The sequence below is a fragment of the Prevotella marseillensis genome (assembly GCF_900625065.1).
GTDB lineage: Bacteria > Bacteroidota > Bacteroidia > Bacteroidales > Bacteroidaceae > Prevotella > Prevotella rara.
In genome coordinates this window covers 2937275-2955440 of the sequence record NZ_UYXY01000001.1, presented here as the reverse complement: position 1 = coordinate 2955440, position 18166 = coordinate 2937275, and the positions used below count along the sequence as shown (strand labels likewise).

The 18166-nt window shown below is 51.6% G+C and carries 13 protein-coding genes; 5 read left to right on the top strand and 8 right to left on the bottom strand.

Annotation, left to right across the window (positions count from 1 at the left end):
• The first annotated feature begins 24 nt into the window (after positions 1-24).
• The 4 genes from EJL04_RS11845 to EJL04_RS11830 all read left to right on the top strand — a co-directional run bounded on the left by EJL04_RS11845 (position 25) and on the right by EJL04_RS11830 (position 5110).
• Complete coding sequence (locus EJL04_RS11845) at positions 25-261, top strand: hypothetical protein (RefSeq protein ID WP_125105055.1); 237 nt, start codon at positions 25-27, stop codon at positions 259-261.
• 248 nt (positions 262-509) lie between these two features.
• Positions 510-2003, top strand: a complete 1494-nt coding sequence (locus EJL04_RS11840; protein WP_125105054.1) for an oligosaccharide flippase family protein — start codon at positions 510-512, stop codon at positions 2001-2003.
• A gap of 786 nt (positions 2004-2789) precedes the next feature.
• Positions 2790-3779 (top strand): quinolinate synthase NadA, encoded by a 990-nt coding sequence (gene nadA, locus EJL04_RS11835; protein WP_125105357.1) that lies wholly within the window; start codon positions 2790-2792, stop codon positions 3777-3779.
• A 212-nt stretch (positions 3780-3991) separates the two neighbouring features.
• The gene (locus tag EJL04_RS11830) at positions 3992-5110 is read left to right on the top strand and encodes a glycosyltransferase (RefSeq protein WP_125105053.1); all 1119 of its coding nucleotides are present in this window, start codon (positions 3992-3994) and stop codon (positions 5108-5110) included.
• Between the two features lie 297 nt (positions 5111-5407).
• Here EJL04_RS11830 and EJL04_RS11825 read toward each other — a convergent pair whose 3' ends face one another.
• Together EJL04_RS11825 and EJL04_RS11820 are read right to left on the bottom strand one after the other, a co-directional pair.
• On the bottom strand, positions 5408-6490 hold the full coding sequence (locus EJL04_RS11825; RefSeq protein ID WP_164511758.1) for a glycosyltransferase family 4 protein: 1083 nt from the start codon (positions 6488-6490) through the stop codon (positions 5408-5410).
• Positions 6487-7398, bottom strand: a complete 912-nt coding sequence (locus tag EJL04_RS11820) for a glycosyltransferase family 2 protein (RefSeq protein WP_125105051.1) — start codon at positions 7396-7398, stop codon at positions 6487-6489. The genes EJL04_RS11825 and EJL04_RS11820 overlap by 4 nt, the downstream gene beginning before the upstream one ends.
• A gap of 390 nt (positions 7399-7788) precedes the next feature.
• Here EJL04_RS11820 and EJL04_RS11815 point away from each other — a divergent pair, with 390 nt between their 5' ends.
• On the top strand, positions 7789-8688 hold the full coding sequence (locus EJL04_RS11815; RefSeq protein WP_125105050.1) for a glycosyltransferase family 2 protein: 900 nt from the start codon (positions 7789-7791) through the stop codon (positions 8686-8688).
• Here EJL04_RS11815 and EJL04_RS11810 read toward each other — a convergent pair.
• The 6 genes from EJL04_RS11810 to EJL04_RS11785 all read right to left on the bottom strand — a co-directional run bounded on the left by EJL04_RS11810 (position 8658) and on the right by EJL04_RS11785 (position 18106).
• Positions 8658-10682: an acyltransferase family protein gene (locus EJL04_RS11810; RefSeq protein WP_125105049.1), complete on the bottom strand. Its 2025-nt coding sequence runs from the start codon at positions 10680-10682 to the stop codon at positions 8658-8660. The genes EJL04_RS11815 and EJL04_RS11810 overlap by 31 nt on opposite strands.
• 35 nt (positions 10683-10717) lie before the next feature.
• Entirely contained in the window at positions 10718-12841 is a 2124-nt protein-coding gene (gene porZ, locus EJL04_RS11805) for a type IX secretion system anionic LPS delivery protein PorZ (protein WP_241209991.1), read from the bottom strand.
• 170 nt (positions 12842-13011) lie between these two features.
• Positions 13012-13611: a non-canonical purine NTP diphosphatase gene (locus EJL04_RS11800; RefSeq protein WP_021855821.1), complete on the bottom strand. Its 600-nt coding sequence runs from the start codon at positions 13609-13611 to the stop codon at positions 13012-13014.
• Positions 13612-13659: 48 nt separating this feature from the next.
• On the bottom strand, positions 13660-14604 hold the full coding sequence (locus EJL04_RS11795; RefSeq protein WP_021855820.1) for a YitT family protein: 945 nt from the start codon (positions 14602-14604) through the stop codon (positions 13660-13662).
• A 194-nt stretch (positions 14605-14798) separates the two neighbouring features.
• Positions 14799-17654 carry a leucine--tRNA ligase gene (gene leuS, locus EJL04_RS11790; protein WP_125105048.1) on the bottom strand — a complete coding sequence of 952 codons (2856 nt, stop codon included), beginning with the start codon at positions 17652-17654 and terminating at the stop codon, positions 14799-14801.
• Positions 17655-17674: 20 nt separating this feature from the next.
• The gene (locus EJL04_RS11785) at positions 17675-18106 is read right to left on the bottom strand and encodes a hypothetical protein (RefSeq protein ID WP_125105047.1); all 432 of its coding nucleotides are present in this window, start codon (positions 18104-18106) and stop codon (positions 17675-17677) included.
• Positions 18107-18166: the final 60 nt, after the last annotated feature.

Genomic DNA, 18166 nt, shown 5'->3' with positions numbered 1-18166 from the left:
ATTAAGACAATAAAGAACGTCCCGTTGGTTATTATTTCAACGGGACGTTTTTCTTTTATTTGTAAACATCTGACCACAAAGCATTTGGATTTTTCACTCTTAACCATTCGCTTCCGTCAGGCGTTTTTCATTTTTAATTTTTCATTTTTAATTGCGCTTTTGCGCCTGCTTTTCACTTTTAACTTAAAAAGCGGTATTTTAAGCGGATCTGGAGATCCTTATAATAAATTCCGGCGGATCGCAGATCCGCCGGCACAATAGCAAACGTAGTGCTTGCGAAAAGAACAAATAATGCATTCGGATTTAATTACTCTAACTACTTTAACTTCTAAAACCAACAATACATTTGACTTTAACTTCTTTAACTACCAAACCAACATTGCATTTGGCTTTAACTACTTTAACTCCTCTAACTACTTTAACTCCTAAACCAACAATACATTCGGCATTAACTCCTTTAACTACTAAACCAAACAATATTTCCCCAATTCCGCCGTTCTATATCTTAAATGGATAAAGACGAAAGTAAAGACAGCTACGGACATGTGCTGAAATATACTGGAATATTCGGCGGCGTGCAGGGACTCAACATCATTATCGGCCTTGTACGCAACAAGATTACGGCCCTGCTGCTCGGACCTGCCGGCATGGGACTGGCGTCGCTTCTCAACTCTTCGGTCAACTTTATCTCGCAGGCCACCAACCTCGGAATATCCTTCAGTGCGATAAAGCACATATCAGAACTCTACGATCAGGGCGACACAGAAGGCATGGAGCGCTTCATCAGGATTGTCAGGGCATGGAGCCTCGTGGCTGCACTGCTCGGCATGCTCGTGTGCATAGCCGCCGGACCGCTGCTCAACAGCCTCGCCTTCTCGTGGGGCGACCACACGCTCCACTTCATGCTGCTCTCGCCTGCCGTGGCGCTGATGGCCATAACGGGCGGCGAGACGGCCATACTGAAGGCCACACGACGGCTAAGGGCGCTCGCCGTGGTGCAGATATGGTCGGTCATAGCCTCGCTGCTGATATCCGTGCCCATATACTGGATGTTCAGATGGACCGGTATCGTGCCCGTGATAATACTCATGGCGCTTGCCACGATGATAATAACGGTGGTATATTCTTACAGGGCTTATCCCCTGCGGCTCAGCGGAACTAAGGGCCTGCTGGGCGAAGGCATGGAGATGGTAAGGCTGGGCATAGCCTTCATCATGTCGGGCATAATGGCAAGCGGAGCCGAGATGCTGCTGCGTGCGCTGCTCAACGCCGAGGCCGACCTCGACATAGTGGGACTATACAACGCGGGATTCGTGCTTACGATAACCTACTCGGGCATGGTATTCTCGGCGATGGAGACCGACTACTTTCCGCGCCTGTCGGCCGTCAACCACGACAACCAGGCCATGAAGCTCACGGCCAACCGCCAGATAGAGGTGTCGCTGCTCATCGTGGCACCCATGCTCACGCTGCTCATTGTGGCTCTGCCGCTGGTGGTGCCGATGCTCTACAGCCGCAAGTTCACGCCCGTGGTGCCCATGGCTCAGATAGCCGTCATGTCGATGTACCTCAGGGCCATAACGCTGCCCATAGCCTACATGACGCTCGCCAAGAGCCACTCTAAGGCCTTCTTCGTACTCGAAACGCTGTCGGCAGCCATGCAGGTGGCAGCCGTGATGGGCGGATACCGCCTGATGGGACTGACGGGCACGGGCGCCGGACTGCTTGTGTCGTATCTCTTCGAGCTGACGCTGATATACACCTATGCCCACACACGCTACGCCTACCGCCCCTCGAAAGGCGTATGCACCTATGCCGCCATACATCTGCCGATAGGCATAGCGGCATATCTTTCAACACTTATCGGCAACACTCTGCTGAGCGCCTGCCTCGGCATAATGCTTACCCTGGCGAGCACAGCCGCCTCGCTGTTTATACTGCACAAAAAGACATCGCTTTGGAACAGCCTGACAGAACGGCTGAAAAAACTGCGCAGAAGATAGGCACATCAGAAAAACACACCGGAAAGAATAAGCATAACGGCACTTTTCAACAAGATTTCAACATATCATAAAAGCGTGAGCCTAAGGCCGTTACAAAACTTATCAACAAAATAAACACCATTTATCAACAAGCCGAAAGCACATCTTTCAGCACACGAAAAGCCACATATCGCAATGCAAAAAGCCACCTGTTGCAAGGCAAAAGACGGCATATCACAACACGAAAAACGCATACAGCAACACGAAAAACGGGATAAAGCCACGCCACAGACCTAAAACAACGCAGAAAACACCATGAAAACAAGCACAAACGCCACAGCGGACAAAGAACAACGGAACACTGTTGAAAACCCTGTTGATAACCATGTGGAAAACCGTTGGAAAAATATGTGGATATCAACACGCCACACGGGCACGACATTATACACGTGTATATCAACACCTTTATACAGACAAAATAAGCAAGTTTTCAACAGATAAATGGCGAAAAAAGATATAAACTTATTAAATTTGCAGTCTGACAGGAGAATTGTGGATAAGATGCCTTAACGCCTGACAGTCAGACAGAAGATATTAATGGCACATGTTGAAAACACATAACCACGGGTTGATAACCAAATAAGCAAACTTTCAGCCCTAAAGTTTTGAACAAATCAACGGCATATCATACAACTCATTCTCTTTTTTAAAAAAGGAAAACAAAGGATAAGAATAATTATGTGGGTGTGGAAACCTGAGGGTAACCTGAAAGCAGGACAAGCACACACGGCAAAAGAAACAAACACTATGGTTAAAGAAGAATGGACAGAGAAGGGCTACATAGACGAGCCTGCTGACAACGGCACCGACCTGGCCGCCGAGATAAGAAGAATGTGCAAGGAGAAAGACGCCATAATACTGGCCCACTACTACACCGACGGATCGGTGCAGAAGGTGGCCGACTTCATTGGCGACTCGCTGGCCCTGGCGCGCAAGGCTGCCAAGACCGACGCCAAGATTATCGTGATGTGCGGCGTTCACTTCATGGCAGAGACGTGCAAGATACTTTGCCCCGAAAAGCTGGTGATCTGTCCTGACCTCAACGCCGGATGCTCGCTGGCCGACTCATGCCGCGCCGAAGACCTCAAGAAGTTTAAGCAGGAGCACCCGGGCTACACCGTGGTGAGCTATGTCAACACTACGGCTGCCGTGAAGGCGCTGACCGACGTGGTGGTTACGAGCGGCAACGCAAAGAAGATAGTAGACCAGCTGCCGAAGGACGAGAAGATTATCTTCGGACCCGACCACAACCTGGGCAGCTACATCAACGCCGTTACGGGCCGCGAGATGCTGCTCTGGAACGGCGGATGCCATGTGCATGAGCGCTTCTCGCCTCAGGCCATCGTTGAGATGAAGAAGGAACACCCCGACGCCATCGTGCTGGTTCACCCCGAGTGCAAGGGTCCCGTAGTGAAGCTTGCCGACGTGGTAGGCTCAACGGCAGTGCTGCTCGACTATGCCGTGGCACATCCCGACAAGGAGTATATCGTGGCAACAGAGCCGGGCATACTGTTCGAGATGCAGCGCCAGTGCCCCGACACGGTGTTCCTGCCCGTGCCGCCCGAAGTGAGCGAAGGCTCCGTAGGCTGCTCTTGCAACGAGTGTGAATACATGAAGATGAACACTCTGCTCAAAGTTTACAACGCCCTTAAATATGAATGGCCCAGCGTAGACGTTCCTGCCGACATAGCAGCCGAGGCAGTGAAGCCGATAAACCGCATGCTGGAGATGAGCTAGAGATTGTTCATAATTAAAAATTAAAAAGTAAAAATTAAAAGGCTGGGAAGAATGAAGGGATAATAAAAGACGGAAAACTTTAGCCGGCTATTTCATGCAAGCCGCAAAGCCGTTAGTTTCCTGACATTCCGTTCTTTCCCGCCTTTTAATTTTTGCTCCTTAATTTTTTAATTTTTAATTTTTACTTTTTAATTTTTAATTCCAAAAAATCCGTGCGTATATTATTAATTGGTGAGGCGAGCTATGCCCATGCTACGCTGAGAGACGGTCTGGCTGAGCTTGGACACGACGTGGTGCTGATGTCTGACGGCAACGCTCCGCGCGACTGTCCGCGCGACATCGACCTCAGGCGCGACCCGCGGTGGGGAAAGCTTGGCGGACTGAAGGTGCTGCTCACGCTCCTGCGCAACATAAGGCGGCTGTGCGGCAACGATGTGGTGCAGATACACAACTATCAGTTTGTGCCGCTGAAGATGAGCTGGAACAAGATGCTCATCAGTTTCCTGAAGCGCCACAACCGCTGTCTTATAAAAGGATGCTACGGCGACGATCCGCAGGTGCTCGAGCGCCAGCTGAAGGGCGTGCCCGAATATTCGGACATGTACTGGAACGGCTGCGTGCGCAACCAGGAGCAGAACAAGGCCCGACTGGCAGAGCAGCGCCTGCCCGAGTGTGTGTCGTGCTTCAACAAGGCAGCCGGCAGCTCAGACGCCTTCGTGGCGTGCCTGTATGAGTATTATCTTGCCTACGACGTCGATTCTTTTCGCTCAAGGCTGCATTATGTGCCTCTGCCCATGCATGTGCCCCATGACGCACGCGTGAAGGGCACAGACGGCAAAATAAAGGTGCTGGTGGGCGTGCAGAGCAGGCGCGAGTATCTGAAAGGTGCGCGCAAGATAGCCGAGATGATAGAAGAGATTGATCGCAGGCATCCCGGACGGCTCAGCGTGATGTATGTCGAGGACGTGCCCTACGACCGTTATTGCGTGATGCTTGACGAGGCCGACGTGCAGGTGGACCAGTTCTACAGCTACACGCCGTCGATGAACTCGCTGGCGGCAATGGCGCGCGGAACGGTGGTTATAGGCGGTGGCGAGGAAGAGTTTTATGAGTTTATAGGCGAGAAGAAACTGAGGCCTATAATAAACGTAAGTCCCGAGAAGAGCTTCGACGACAATGTGGCTACGCTCGAGCAGGCGCTCCTGACGCCCGGCAACGTGGCACTGCTGTCAAAGCAGAGCGTGGAGTTTGTAAGAAAGTATCACGACTACCGCAAGGTGGCGGCAGAATATGTTGAAGTGTATAAGAAATATTCTGTGCGCCGTGATTAGTTTGTGTTGAAATAAGAAACATGTATTTAAGCCCAAATCTGTCATCAGACGGCAAATGGCTTTATATAAATACTGATAGCCGATTTTGGGTAAACAAAAAATAGCACCGCCTGAGGTGCTATTTTCTTTATGTATTATTTATCCGTATGTGTAAATGTCATGCAGCATAAGCACAGCCATTAAAGTATGCCTGAGGCTATAGTTGCGGTAAGGCGGTATGACATTATATGTAGTCATATCTCGTCTTGTAAGCTGTTGCCCTGCTTGTTTCATCAGAAGATATACTGCGCGGGATGCTCATCGGCTCAGGTCGTCAAGCAGCCTGTACCACTCCTCCATCACCCTGTCGCGCGAGAAGCGCATCGTCCGCCTTGCAGCCTCTTCGCCATAGTTGCGGCGCTTGTCTTCAGACGCCATTATGTCTATTGCTGCCCTGGCAAAGCCCTGCATGTCGTCCTGCGGCACTATTGTGCCCGTTATGCCGTCGGCAACAATCTCGCGTGCACCATATTTAAAGTCGAACGTCACGGCAGGCAGTCCGCATGCCTGTGCCTCGGCAAGCACGAGCGAGAAGCCCTCAAACCTCGACGTGGCCAGCATTAGGCTGTATCTGGGGTATGTCTGCATCATGTCTTCGGTGCGTCCGCACAGTCTTATCTTTCCGCTCAGCCCCAGTTGGTCTATCTGTTGCTGCAGACTTTCGCGCAGCGAGCCTTCGCCGTAGATGTCGAGCCGCCAGTCAGGATGCGCATTGTCTATCTCCTTCCAGCATCTGATAAGGATGTCGAAGCCTTTTGGATGCTCAAGTCTGCCTGCCGCCAGCGCCCTTTTTGCGCCGTAGTCTTCGGCGGTGTGGCCGGGAGTGTTGATAAAGTTGGGTATAACTCTCTTATTGCGTGCCCGTGCATACTGCCGTGCGTCCTGTTCTGTTATGCACACCACGGTGTCGGCCATAAGCTCCATGGGCGCGAACAAGCTGTGGTAAGGCGTAAACTGCCGTGCCGAGTGCGACTCATACACTCTCTTTGCGTTGCCGCGGTAGAGCGGCAGGAGCAGCGCTCCCATGGGCAGCGTGAAGAATATTACGTCGGGGCGAAGCTCAGACATCAGTCTGTTGAAGCGCACGGCAGCCGACGTAAGCACCCTAAGGCGCGACATGGTCTTGGCAAGCAGGCTGCAGTCAGTGGCGGCAAAGGGCACGCCCAGACTTACGAACGACACGCCGTTGAGCGGATATGCCGGCGGACGGCTGTCGCTGAATATCGACACAATGGTTACGTCGTGCCCCTTCACGGCCGTAAAGGTGTTGGCCTTTTCGGATATCATGCGCTCTGCCCCGCCCTTTATGGCGAAGTCTTCTATCAGATAAACAATCTTCATGGTCTTAGTGTTTTGAATATCCTGCACGCTGTCTTCAGTCCTAACGTGTTGAGCATTAGCGATTTTATCATGCCGCTCATGCCTCCGTGCATATCGGCTGCAACCTTCTGGCTGTGCAGCATCAGTCTGCCAGTGGCGCGGTAGGCATACAGCTGCGCCGTGAACATGTCCATGTAGAGTCTGTGCCATTTCTTCTCTCTCGTGTCAATGCCGAGCATTTTCACCACTTCGAGCTGTGCCTCGAGCATGGTTACGAGTCCGCCGCAGGCAGCCTTGGCTGTCAGTCCGTCGCCGTTCCAGTGGTAGAGATACATGCCTTCGCCGGTGGTTGCCATCACAGGATGGCGGCTAATGATCTTGCCGAGGACGATGCCGTCTTCAAACATCCTTCTGTCTTCAGGAAACCTTACGCCGTCGAACATCTGCCTGCGGAACACCTTGTTCCACATCCAGCAGTGGCCGAAGCCGTGGTCGGAGAGCCATCCGATGGCGTCGGCATACACCCTGCTGTCCGGGTTCATCACGTGCATGTCCTTGCGTCCGGGCCGTTCCGTAGCCGGATATTCAAGTATGTCGTATTCAGGATGCTGCTCCATTATGGCCATTATCCTGCCGAGCGTGCCCGGTGTGAGCTCGTCGTCGCTGTCGGCAAAGGTTACATACTCTCCTCTGATGCGGTCGAGCGCACAGTTGCGTGCCGCCGAGGGGCCTCCGTTGGCCTTATGTATGACGGTGAGGCGGCTGTCGCCCTGCGCTATCTTGTCGGCCGTCAGACCGCTGCCGTCGGTAGAGCCGTCGTCAACGAGCAGCACCTCGAAGTCTTCATACGTCTGCGACAGTATGCTGTCCAAGCATCTGCCGAGCGTCTTTTCGGCGTTGTAAACGGGAACGATGATACTGAGTTTCATACTTGCAAATTTAAAAAAATAAATAGCATTATTTGCAAATTATGCTGTTTATTGTGTTTTTTAAGGTGCGTATATTGTACGCGCTTGGCGGCGCGGTCTAAAAACTGCGCCTTTTATTTTGTTTTGCCGCCGGCTTTCATTATATTTGCATAATATAGGATTCGGCTCGGCAGTACAAAATCAAAAATAAGTTTTTGATTTTTGCAATGCTCTCGCCTTTCACTATATTTGCATAATATAGGATTCGGCTCGGAATAGTCAAAAACAAAATACATCGTTTTTCTTTTGACTTTTCACTCGCCTTTCATTATATTTGCATGACATACGCCGGCCTGCAAAAGAGGTACGCCGGCGGCAGCACCTTAAATATTCATATCTGTGCAAAACAAAATGATAAACGAATTGTCAATACTTATACCCGTCTATAACGACAGTGCCGTGGCGCTTGTCAGCGTGCTCCATTCACAGGCCGAAGCCATAGACGGCCTTGAATATGAGATTCTCGCAATAGACGACGGAAGCACCAACGAGGCCGTGATAGCCGAAAACAGGGCGATAGACGGCCTTTCTCACTGCCGCTACGTTATTGACCGCCATCACGACTGCCGTGCAGCCATGCGCAACAATATGACGTCTAAGGGCAAATATGAGTGGCATCTGATGGTCGACGCGCGCCTCAGTCTGGTCTACGACGACTTTCTGCTGCGCTATCTCAGCAGCGGAGCTCAGCGCGGCGAGGCTGTATGCGGCGGTGTGTGTGTTGACGGAGGGGCTGATTCGGCAAGACTATATAAGGAGAACCTGCGCTTCAGATATGAGAAATTTGAGGAGAAAAACCATTCGGTTGAGGTGAGAAACAGGCTGCCATACAATTCGTTCCGCACGACAAACTTCTTTTATCACCGCTCCGTTCTTGAGCGTGTGCCTTACGACGAAAGGATAAAGGGCTACGGATATGAGGACGTGATGCTTGGCCGTGCGTTCCGCAACAACGGCATCGTGGTAAGGCATATAGACAATCCTGTGGCTTATACGTGCTTCGAGGGCAACGCGGCTTATCTGAAGAAGATAGAGGAGGCCATGCTCACTCTGCATCAGTTTGCCGGCGAACTAAAAGACTATTCGCCGCTGCTCGGCATGGTGGGCAGGCTGAGGTCGATGCACATGCTGTGGCTTGTCAGGCTGTTTCACAGGCTGTTCAGCGGCGCCGAACTGCGCAATCTGCGTGGAAATAAGCCGTCGTTGGCAGTATTCAAGCTCTACAAGCTGGGTTTCTTTGCCTGCATCTGACATGCTCCGAAGGCTGCCATGAGCGTGATGCAGAACGGCAGCGAGGCGTCGAGATAGGTTATGTCGTATGCCGAATTGAATATGTCGGTCCAGTTGCCGTACACATACATATTGTGTCCGTATGCCAGCACTGGCACGAGGATAAGCATTATAGCCGAGAATAGCATAAGCATCTTGTTGTTTCCCTTCCATTTTAAAGCCATTATCACTGCAACCGCGAGCAGCAGAAGCGAGTCGGCCGGGCGTCCCTGTCTCGACTGAAGCGAGAACGGATTGTTCTCGGCATAGAACAGTTCGTGCCAGTCCCACAATGCAAACGGCAGGAACGTAAGGCACAGCACGGCTGCGGCAATGAGCAGCGTGGACACCTTGCGGCCCGCAGAAAGCTTGAGCCAGAAGGGAAAGAACATGATGAAGAGAGGAAAGGCCGTGCTTATTCTCGTTGACAGCCACAGGCCGGCTATAGCAGCGAGCATCAAAGGATATTTACTGAAGGTTATCTTCTTGCATATAAGAAGGTTTATAAATGATGCAAGAAGAAGAAAATTGGATATAAGGTCGCTCCTTACAGCCGTTTCATACCACAGGTTAAGGCTGAGCGCAAGCAGCACGGTGGCCTTTATGCCTGCCTGAGAGCCGTAGGCGGCCTTGACGCTGATGACGAACAGCAGGGCGGTGAAAATCTCTGAAAGGCCTACGTTGCCGAGTGCCCAGAAAGGTATGTGGAACACCATCCACACCGGGAACGGCGAGGCATAGCCGCCTAAATGGGTCTGTGCCGAATAAGGAAACTGGCCGCTGAACATGGCGGTGAGCGGATTGGCTATGGCCGACCAGCGGTCAACTTGGTTCTGCATGGGGTCGAAATGATACTGCACGGCTGCCATTGCAACTGCCATTATCACAGCCATTGACCAGAATATTGCCTCAGAATGTCTGCTTATAATTGTCTTTCGGCGATTAAACAGCAGCGTGACGAGCGCAAGGATGACGGCATAGCTCATGCTGACGTATCCGAAATGTTCGGTGGCCCTCATGCTGTATTTACATGCCATGATGTAGCATACGGCGATGTAGAGTATTGAGGTGAACACCGTGGTGAAGTTGTTCTTCAGCTCGTTGTTTATCCTGTTGAACACGGCGGCAATGACGGTAGACGCCGCCATGTATTTAATTATTGATAAAAAGTCGGTTACAAACGGCAGGACGAAGAAGTGAACTATGTATATTTCATAGCTTATCTTGCCGAACCATGATATAGGTCTGAGCCTCTTCAGCTGCGGTAATATGTATGGAGCTGTGATTATGGCTACTGCCAGCGGCAGCTTGATGTTGAGCAGTATGATGTTGAAGGGCACGGTGCCGATGTATCCCCTTACGAACGGAATTTCCTTGATGAGCATGAACGCCGTGCCGTAGGCAAAGGCTGCCGCCGTGAATTTTATTATCCTGCCGCGGCTTGTCTGTCTTACCTTGTCATAATGCTGCGACACGATGTATCCGCAGAAGAACGAAAAGGCCTGCTCGCACATGAGCTGCTGGGCGAAGATGAAAGCCACTGAGAAGCCTGCAAGTATCTTGGTGGTGTGGCGCGGTGATAGTCTGCGCGCCAGCCAGTAGATGATATACCATCTTACGATATAGTCGACAAACCACAGTTCCGAGTCGGTGAAGAGCAGGTTGTGGACAAGCCTTGACAGGCTGAACTGCTCTTCAAACGGCAGCTTGAACAGAAAGACGAGCCAGCACGGTATTATTACGCGCACGATGCGTTTGTGCCAGTAGCCGGCAAGACCGCTTTTCTTGTAGCTTTCGTTTAATCCGAAGCCTGATATGAACAGAAACGCAGCCACGCCTATGCTGCCTAATATGTTGACGATGCGGGGGTAACCTTCAATCTGCATTATGAAGTGCATCAGCATAACCATTATTGCCGATATGCCCTGCGTCCATAATGTGTTTTCGTGAGATAGGATGTCTGTATTTCGTGTCACGTGTTCCTGCTGAGATTTTTATGTCTGTTGTGATGTCAGTTTACTATGGCAATCTTGCACACGGTGCCCTTGTCGCCCGACGATGTTGCCGTCTCAACCATATACACGCCCGATGCCACACGCTTGCCGTTGAGGTCGCAGCCGTCCCATGTGTATGATCCGCCCGTGCTTCGGCCCTGGTTTACGAGTGCTCCGCTCGACGTTACTATCTTCACGTCGGCGTCATAGCTAAGGCCTGTGATGGTTATCAGGCCCGTGTAGTCGGGTCTTACGGGATTGGGATATGCGTATACGTTGTCCTTGGTCATCTCGTCTGTCGGCTCTGTTGCGTCGCTCTGATAAGAACATAAGCCCTTGTCTGTGGCGAAATATACACGGCCCGACGCACCGTCGATGGCTATGTCCTGCACAAGGTTTGACGGAAGAGGCGAGTTGTCTGTGGTGAAGTGGCTTATCTGCGTGTTGTTATCGTCGCTGATGAGGAACACTCCGTTAGAGTTGGTGCCTATCCATTTGCGGTTGCCGCCGTCGATGGCTATGGCGCGCACGTCGATGCCCGATAGCAGATAGTCGGCATAGTTGGTGCCGTCGTTGCGCGGCACTTTGTGCTGCGTGAAGTAAGTTGAGCCGTTCTGTATGGCGCTTGCCGAGAGATAAACAGGTCCGGCGTTGGTGCCTACCCATACGTTTCCTTCCCTGTCTTCAACCGGACTGAATATATAGTTTGCGCCGAGGCTTGTTCCGTCTTGGTTTATTATGCTCGGTCCGTATTTTGTCAGCACGTCGTTGGCATAGTCGTATGAGTAAAGTATGGTGTTGTTGTAGTTGTTGTTTACAAACCACATCTTGCCGTTGGTCTTGCTGATAAAGGCTTTCTCAAGGTCGTAGCTGTTGGTGCCCGACAGTTCAGAATGCTTGTATGTAGTCCATTTTCCGTCGCTTTTCGAGAGGCACTTTATGCTGTTGCTTATCAGCGAGTTGAGCGCCCAGAGGTTTCCGGCTGCGTCGTATTTTACAGATGTAACGATGGTATAGTCTTTCGACGGCGGATTGAACGGCGACTCGAGCGCGCTGTTGTCCGTTGTGTAGTGCTTCACGAACTTGCCGTCCTGAAACTCATACATGCCGCTCTTGGCGCCCACCATGACGTGTCCGCTTATTGTTGGGTCGAAGTCGAGGCACAGCACGTCAACGTAGCTGTGGCCTATCTTGTCTGTTGTAACCTTTTCAAACTCCGACCAGCTGTCGCCGTTCCACACGTGAACTTCGCCCGGGCGGTTGCCGTCGGTCTCCTGCGACCACAGGCCGCCCACGCCATAGAGGCTTCCGTTGTTGATGTATATGCGGTAGAAGTTGTTGGATGCGGGTCCGTCGGGTGCAACGCCTTCGGTTACATACACGGGCACGTTGTCGCTGTTTATCTTATATCCTGTTAGCTTTCCGTCTTCGGTCTTGGTCCACCATGTGCCGTCGGTCTGGTCGTACACCTTTGTGCGGTCTATGTTCTGCGCCACATAGTCGCCCGTGCGGCTCCAGTTGCCTTTGTCGAGCAGGTTGTCCTGCATGTTGCCGCGGTAGATGCCCTGGGTGCTCGATGCAGCATAGATGTAGTTGCCCTCGATGTAGCAGTAGTCAACCTGAAATCCGAGCTGATACGAGTCGGCAATGCTTCCGTTGCTTACGTTCATCTTCACTATGCCGAAGGCTGTCGACAGATAGGCATATTGGTTATATATATAAATGTTGTTTATTGTCTTGTCGTAGGTAGCTTCCTTCATGTAGAGGTCGGGCACGTTGATCACGCTGCCGTTTCTTGAAAGCAGGTCGATGTTAGAGTTTGTGTAGGTAACGATAAGTCTACTGGCCGATTTTGACCATGCTATGTGCGATATCTCGATGTCCGACAGCATATTTGTCTTGTCGTAGGTGGCAACAAGTCCGTCTGCGGGGTTATACGAAAACAGACTGTTGGATGCCAGCACGTACACCTCCTTGCCCGTGGGCTCTATTTCTGTTATGTTGCCGTAGCTTGGATAGAGGGTCCAGCCGTCTGTGCTGCCGCCGCTTATTGCATTGGCCGGCACTGATAATAGCAGAAAAAGGCACGGCAGACAGCATGACATGATATGTCTGAGGATATGGGTGTTTATTTTTCGCATAATTGTTTTGTTTACAGCTTGTGGCTTGTTGCTCAATGATATAACGCCGGCAGGTAAGATTTGTTTTATAAAATGCCAAAATTCTTCGTTCAGCGGCATTGCCGTTGCGCCGCCAGAGCGCTTTGCGCAGCGCTTTCCGGCGGCGGTGATGATAATATAAAGGCAGGCGGCTATCTGTTGCCGCTTGCCTGTTTAAGATATTCTACAAGTTTCTGCACGGCCCTGGCGCGGTGAGATATCTTGTTCTTTATCTCGTGGCCCAGTTCGGCAAATGTCTTGTCGTAGCCTTCGGGGCGGAATATTGGGTCGTAGCCGAAGCCCTCTCCTCCCCTCTTCTCGCGTATTATGTCGCCTTCTGCCACGCCTTCAAACAGCTTCACGCCGTCGTCGCCGCTGCCCGTTATCAGGGCTATCACCGTGCGGAAGCGCGCCTTGCGGTTGTCGTTGTCGCCGAGCTTCTGCATCAGCTTTGCCATGTTGGCCTCGCTGTCGTGACCTTCGCCGCCGGCATATCGTGCCGAGTAGACTCCCGGTTCTCCGCCCAGCGCGTCCACCTCGAGTCCGGTGTCGTCGGCAAAGCAGCTCATGCCGTATTTGTCAAACACGTAGCGGGCTTTCTGCAGGGCGTTTCCCTCCAGCGTGTCTGCCGTCTCGGGTATGTCCTCGTGGCAGTTGATGTCGGCCAGCGACATCACTTCTATCTTGTCGCCGAGCATGTCTCTTATCTCGGCCAGCTTGTTCTTGTTGTTTGTTGCGAAAACTATTTTCATCTTTTCTTTATTGTTTCTCTGTGCGCCCGTGGCAGCGGCCTTTTGCCGTCACTTGCCGTTTAGCGTATTGTCTTTCATCTTCTTGGGCACTTTCACCTTTATCTGGTCGAAGCCCTCGCCGTATACGCCTATCACGGAGCTCTGGCTCACAAAGGCGTTGGGGTCGATAACCTTTATCAGTCGGAATATCGTCACGCTCTCGTTCTTCTTTGCCAGCAGACAGAGCACCTTGGTCTCCTTGCCCGTATACCATCCGTGACCGTCGAGTATGGTTATCGTGTGGTCGGTGGTGGTGGCTATGGCGTTGGCTATCTCCTGATATTTCTTTGAGAATATCATGAACTGCACCGACTGGCGCTGCCAGTTCATCACGTAGTCGAGCATGGTGCACTCGATGAACATGGTGCAGAAGCCGAACACCACCTTCTGGCAGCGTAACTGCACGGGACCGAACGTGTCGATGAACAGACAGCTGCCTATGATGCACACGTCGATTAGCAGGATTACGCGGCCGAGCGATATGTTGCGGTACTTGTTGACCGAGGCCGCTATGATGTCGGTGCCGCCCGTAGAGCCGTTGTTGAGGAACACTATGGCCAGGGCCGTGCCGGTCATCATACATCCGATGACGAGCGACATGAAGTCGTTGCCGTCGCCCAGCAGCTTGTAGAACGTGCCGTCGGGCTGGATGACAACTCTCTGGGCCACGTCGAGCAGGAACGTCAGCATGAACGTGGCGTAGATGGTCTTCATCAGGAAGCGCCAGCCCAGTATCTTCAGCGCGGCCACGATGAGCACGGCGTTGATTATGAAGAATGTGTACTGAACGGGGAACTTCGTGGCGTAGAACACCACGGCGCCGATTCCCGCTATACCTCCCGTTACTATCTCGTAAGGCAGGAGGAACACCGTGAAGGCGAACGTGTAGAGCATCAGCCCGAGGGTGATGTTGAAGTAGTCTTTGGCTTCACGAATTAATATTTGCTTCTGCATGGCTTGTGATTTTTTTAAGGTGAAAGTGTGTTTCTTTTTAATTCTGTTGACATAACGGTTTTATCATGAGCGCGTCGGCTCCTGTGAGTGAGTCAGGCCGGCTCAGTGGCCGGGCTCTGCTGTGTTGCCCGGCCTTTGCCGCCTGTGTGTGTCCTGTTATTTTGCTGTTTGCCTTAGTGATATGGGCGCGGCTGTTATTTAACAACCACGTTGACCATTCTCTTCGGCACGATGATAACCTTTACTATCTGCTTGCCGTCGATGTATTTTGCCGTTCTCTGGTCGGCCATCACAGCCTGCTCTATGGCTGCGTTGTCGGCGTCGGCTGCAAACTGCATCTCGAAGCGGCGCTTGCCGTTGAAGGCTATACCCATCTGAACGGTGCTCTCAACGAGGTATTTCTCGTTGTATTCGGGCCAGCATGCGTCAAATATGCTGCCGCTGTTGCCCAGTGCGTGCCACAGCTCTTCGGCTATGTGCGGAGCAAACGGAGCTATCAGGCCTACCACGTCGGTCAGCAATGCCTGGTTGTGGCATTTGAGCTGATGCAGCTCGTTGACGCAAATCATGAAGGCAGATATGCTGGTGTTGTAGCTGAACTGCTCGATGTCTTGCGTAACCTTCTTGATGAGCTTGTGGACAGACTTATACTGCTCCGGCGTAGGCTCGCTCTGGTCGGGCAGGAATTCGCCCGTGCGCTGATCGTAGAACAGTGCCCAGAACTTCTTCAGGAAGCGGTGGCAGCCGTCTATTCCGTTGGTGTCCCAAGGCTTGCTCTGCTCTACCGGACCGAGGAACATCTCGTAGAGACGCAGCGTGTCGGCTCCGTATTTGTCTACAATCATGTCGGGGTTGACAACGTTGAACATCGACTTTGACATCTTCTCTATAGCCCATCCGCACACATACTTGCCGTCTTCGAGTATGAATTCGGCGTCGTTGTATTCGGGGCGCCATGCCTTGAATGCCTCTGTGTCGAGCACGTCGCCGTGAACGATGTTTACGTCAACGTGTATAGGCGTTACGTCATACTGGTCTTTTAGTCCGAGACTAACGAAGAGCGGCTTCTTAGAGTGGTCGTCGCTGTTTACGCGGTAAACGAAGTTAGAGCGTCCCTGAATCATACCCTGGTTGACGAGCTTCTTGTAAGGCTCCTCCTGGCACGACACACCGAGGTCGAACAGGAACTTGTTCCAGAAGCGTGAGTATATAAGGTGGCCCGTGGCGTGCTCTGTTCCGCCCACATACAGGTCAACGTTCTGCCAGTAGTGGTCGGCCTCCTCGCCCACGAGGGCGTTGTCGTTGTGCGGATCCATGTAGCGCAGATAGTAGGCTGATGAGCCTGCAAAGCCCGGCATGGTGTTGAGCTCGAGCGGGAATATTGTCTTGTTGTCAATCAGGCTCTTGTCCACAACCTCGTTCTTCTCTGTGTCCCAAGCCCATTTCTTTGCGTGTCCGAGCGGTGGCTCTCCTGTCTCTGTAGGCTTATACTGGTCAATCTCGGGCAGCTCGAGCGGCAGCTTGTCTTCTGAAATCATGTAAGGCATGCCGTCCTTATAGTAAACCGGGAACGGCTCGCCCCAGTAGCGCTGGCGTGAGAAGATGGCGTCGCGCAGACGGTAGTTAACCTTCACGCGGCCCATGTTGTGAGAAGTTACAAACTCCTTGGTCTTCTTTATAGCCTCCTTTACGCTCAGGCCGTTGAGCGAGAATCCGTCGAGAGTCTCCACTCCGCTCTTAGGCGAGTTGCACACGGTGCCCTCTTTGGCGTCGAAGCTCTCCTCGCTTACGTCGCATCCCTCTATGAGCGGACGTATCTCCAGTCCGAAGTGCTTGGCAAAGGCATAGTCGCGCGAGTCGTGCGCAGGCACAGCCATGATGGCTCCTGTGCCGTATCCTGCCAGCACATAGTCAGAAATCCAGATAGGAATGTTCTCGCCCGTGAACGGATTGATGGCGTAAGAGCCTGAGAACACGCCCGTAACAGAGCGGTCGCTGATGCGCTCGCGCTCGGTGCGCTTCTTTGTGCGCTCTATATATGCGTCCACCTCGGCTTTCTGCTCAGGTGTGGTAAGTTTCTCAACGAGTTCGCTTTCAGGTGCCAGCACCATGAACGTTACGCCGAATATTGTGTCGGCACGTGTGGTGAAGATGGTGAAGTCCCAGTCTTGTCCTGCCACCTTAAACTGCATCTCTGTTCCTTCAGAACGGCCGATCCAGTTGCGCTGAGTCTCCTTCAGCGACTCAGTCCAGTCTACAGTGTCGAGTCCGTCGAGCAGGCGCTGTGCATAGGCGCTTACGCGCAGACACCACTGCATCATCTTCTTCTGCACCACGGGATAACCGCCGCGCACGCTCACGCCGTCTACCACCTCGTCGTTGGCAAGCACGGTGCCCAGTCCGGCACACCAGTTAACCATCGTCTCGCCCAGATAGGCTATGCGGTAGTTCATCAGCACTTGCTGCTGCTCCTTCTCGCTCATGGCGTTCCATTCGGCTGCCGTGAAGCTCATCTCCTCGCTCTGTGCCACGTCGAGTCCCTCGGTGCCCTTCTGGCTGAAGTGCTCTATGAGCTTCTCTATAGGCTGTGCCTTCTGGCAAGTGTTGCAGTAGAACGAGTTGAACATCTTCTGGAATGCCCACTGTGTCCATTTGTAATATTTAGGCTCGCAGGTGCGCACCTCGCGGTTCCAGTCGAACGAGAATCCTATCTTGTCCAGCTGGCTGCGGTATCTGCTTATGTTTTCGGCCGTAGTTATGGCCGGATGCTGTCCTGTCTGTATGGCATACTGCTCGGCGGGCAGTCCGTAGGCATCGTATCCCATGGGGTTGAGCACGTTATATCCCATCAGCCTCTTGTAGCGGGCGTAGATGTCGCTGGCTATGTATCCCAGCGGATGTCCCACGTGCAGTCCTGCTCCCGATGGATAAGGAAACATGTTGAGCACATAGAATTTCTCCCTGCTCTTGTCTTCAGTAACCTGGTAGGTCTTCATCTCGGCCCACTGTTTCTGCCATTTCTTCTCAATCTCTCTGAAATTGTATTCCATTGTTCCGTATCGTTGTTTTTTTATTCTTCTGTTGCTTTATATTTTTGTTCGGGATGGTTAGGTGTCTGTGCATAAAGTCTTTTCAACTTATTTTTCCTAATCATTTCCGGTATTATCTTATTTTTAAGATAACTGGATTTTTTCCCAGTTCTTAAAGCTATTTCTTCCAAAGAAATGTATTCTTTTGCTTTTTCTGTTATTAACCGCTCAAGTTCATCTCTTTTTAGATGTGTATTAGTATTGTCAACCTTTTCTTCCGGGGTGTCAACCTTTTCTTCTGAGGTGTCAACCTTTTTATTAATATAATATTTTGTTCCCCTGCCGTTTCCTTCAGATATTAAAAGTTTATTGTTACATAAATTTTTAAGTAACTTTGTTATATCTGTACGATGTAGGGTGAGCAATTCTTTAAGCCTGTCATTTGTTATTACATTTGCTGTCAGGCATGACACATAATTATATTATGCAAAGATAATGCAAAAATTCGATTGTACGAAATAAAATTGTTTTTA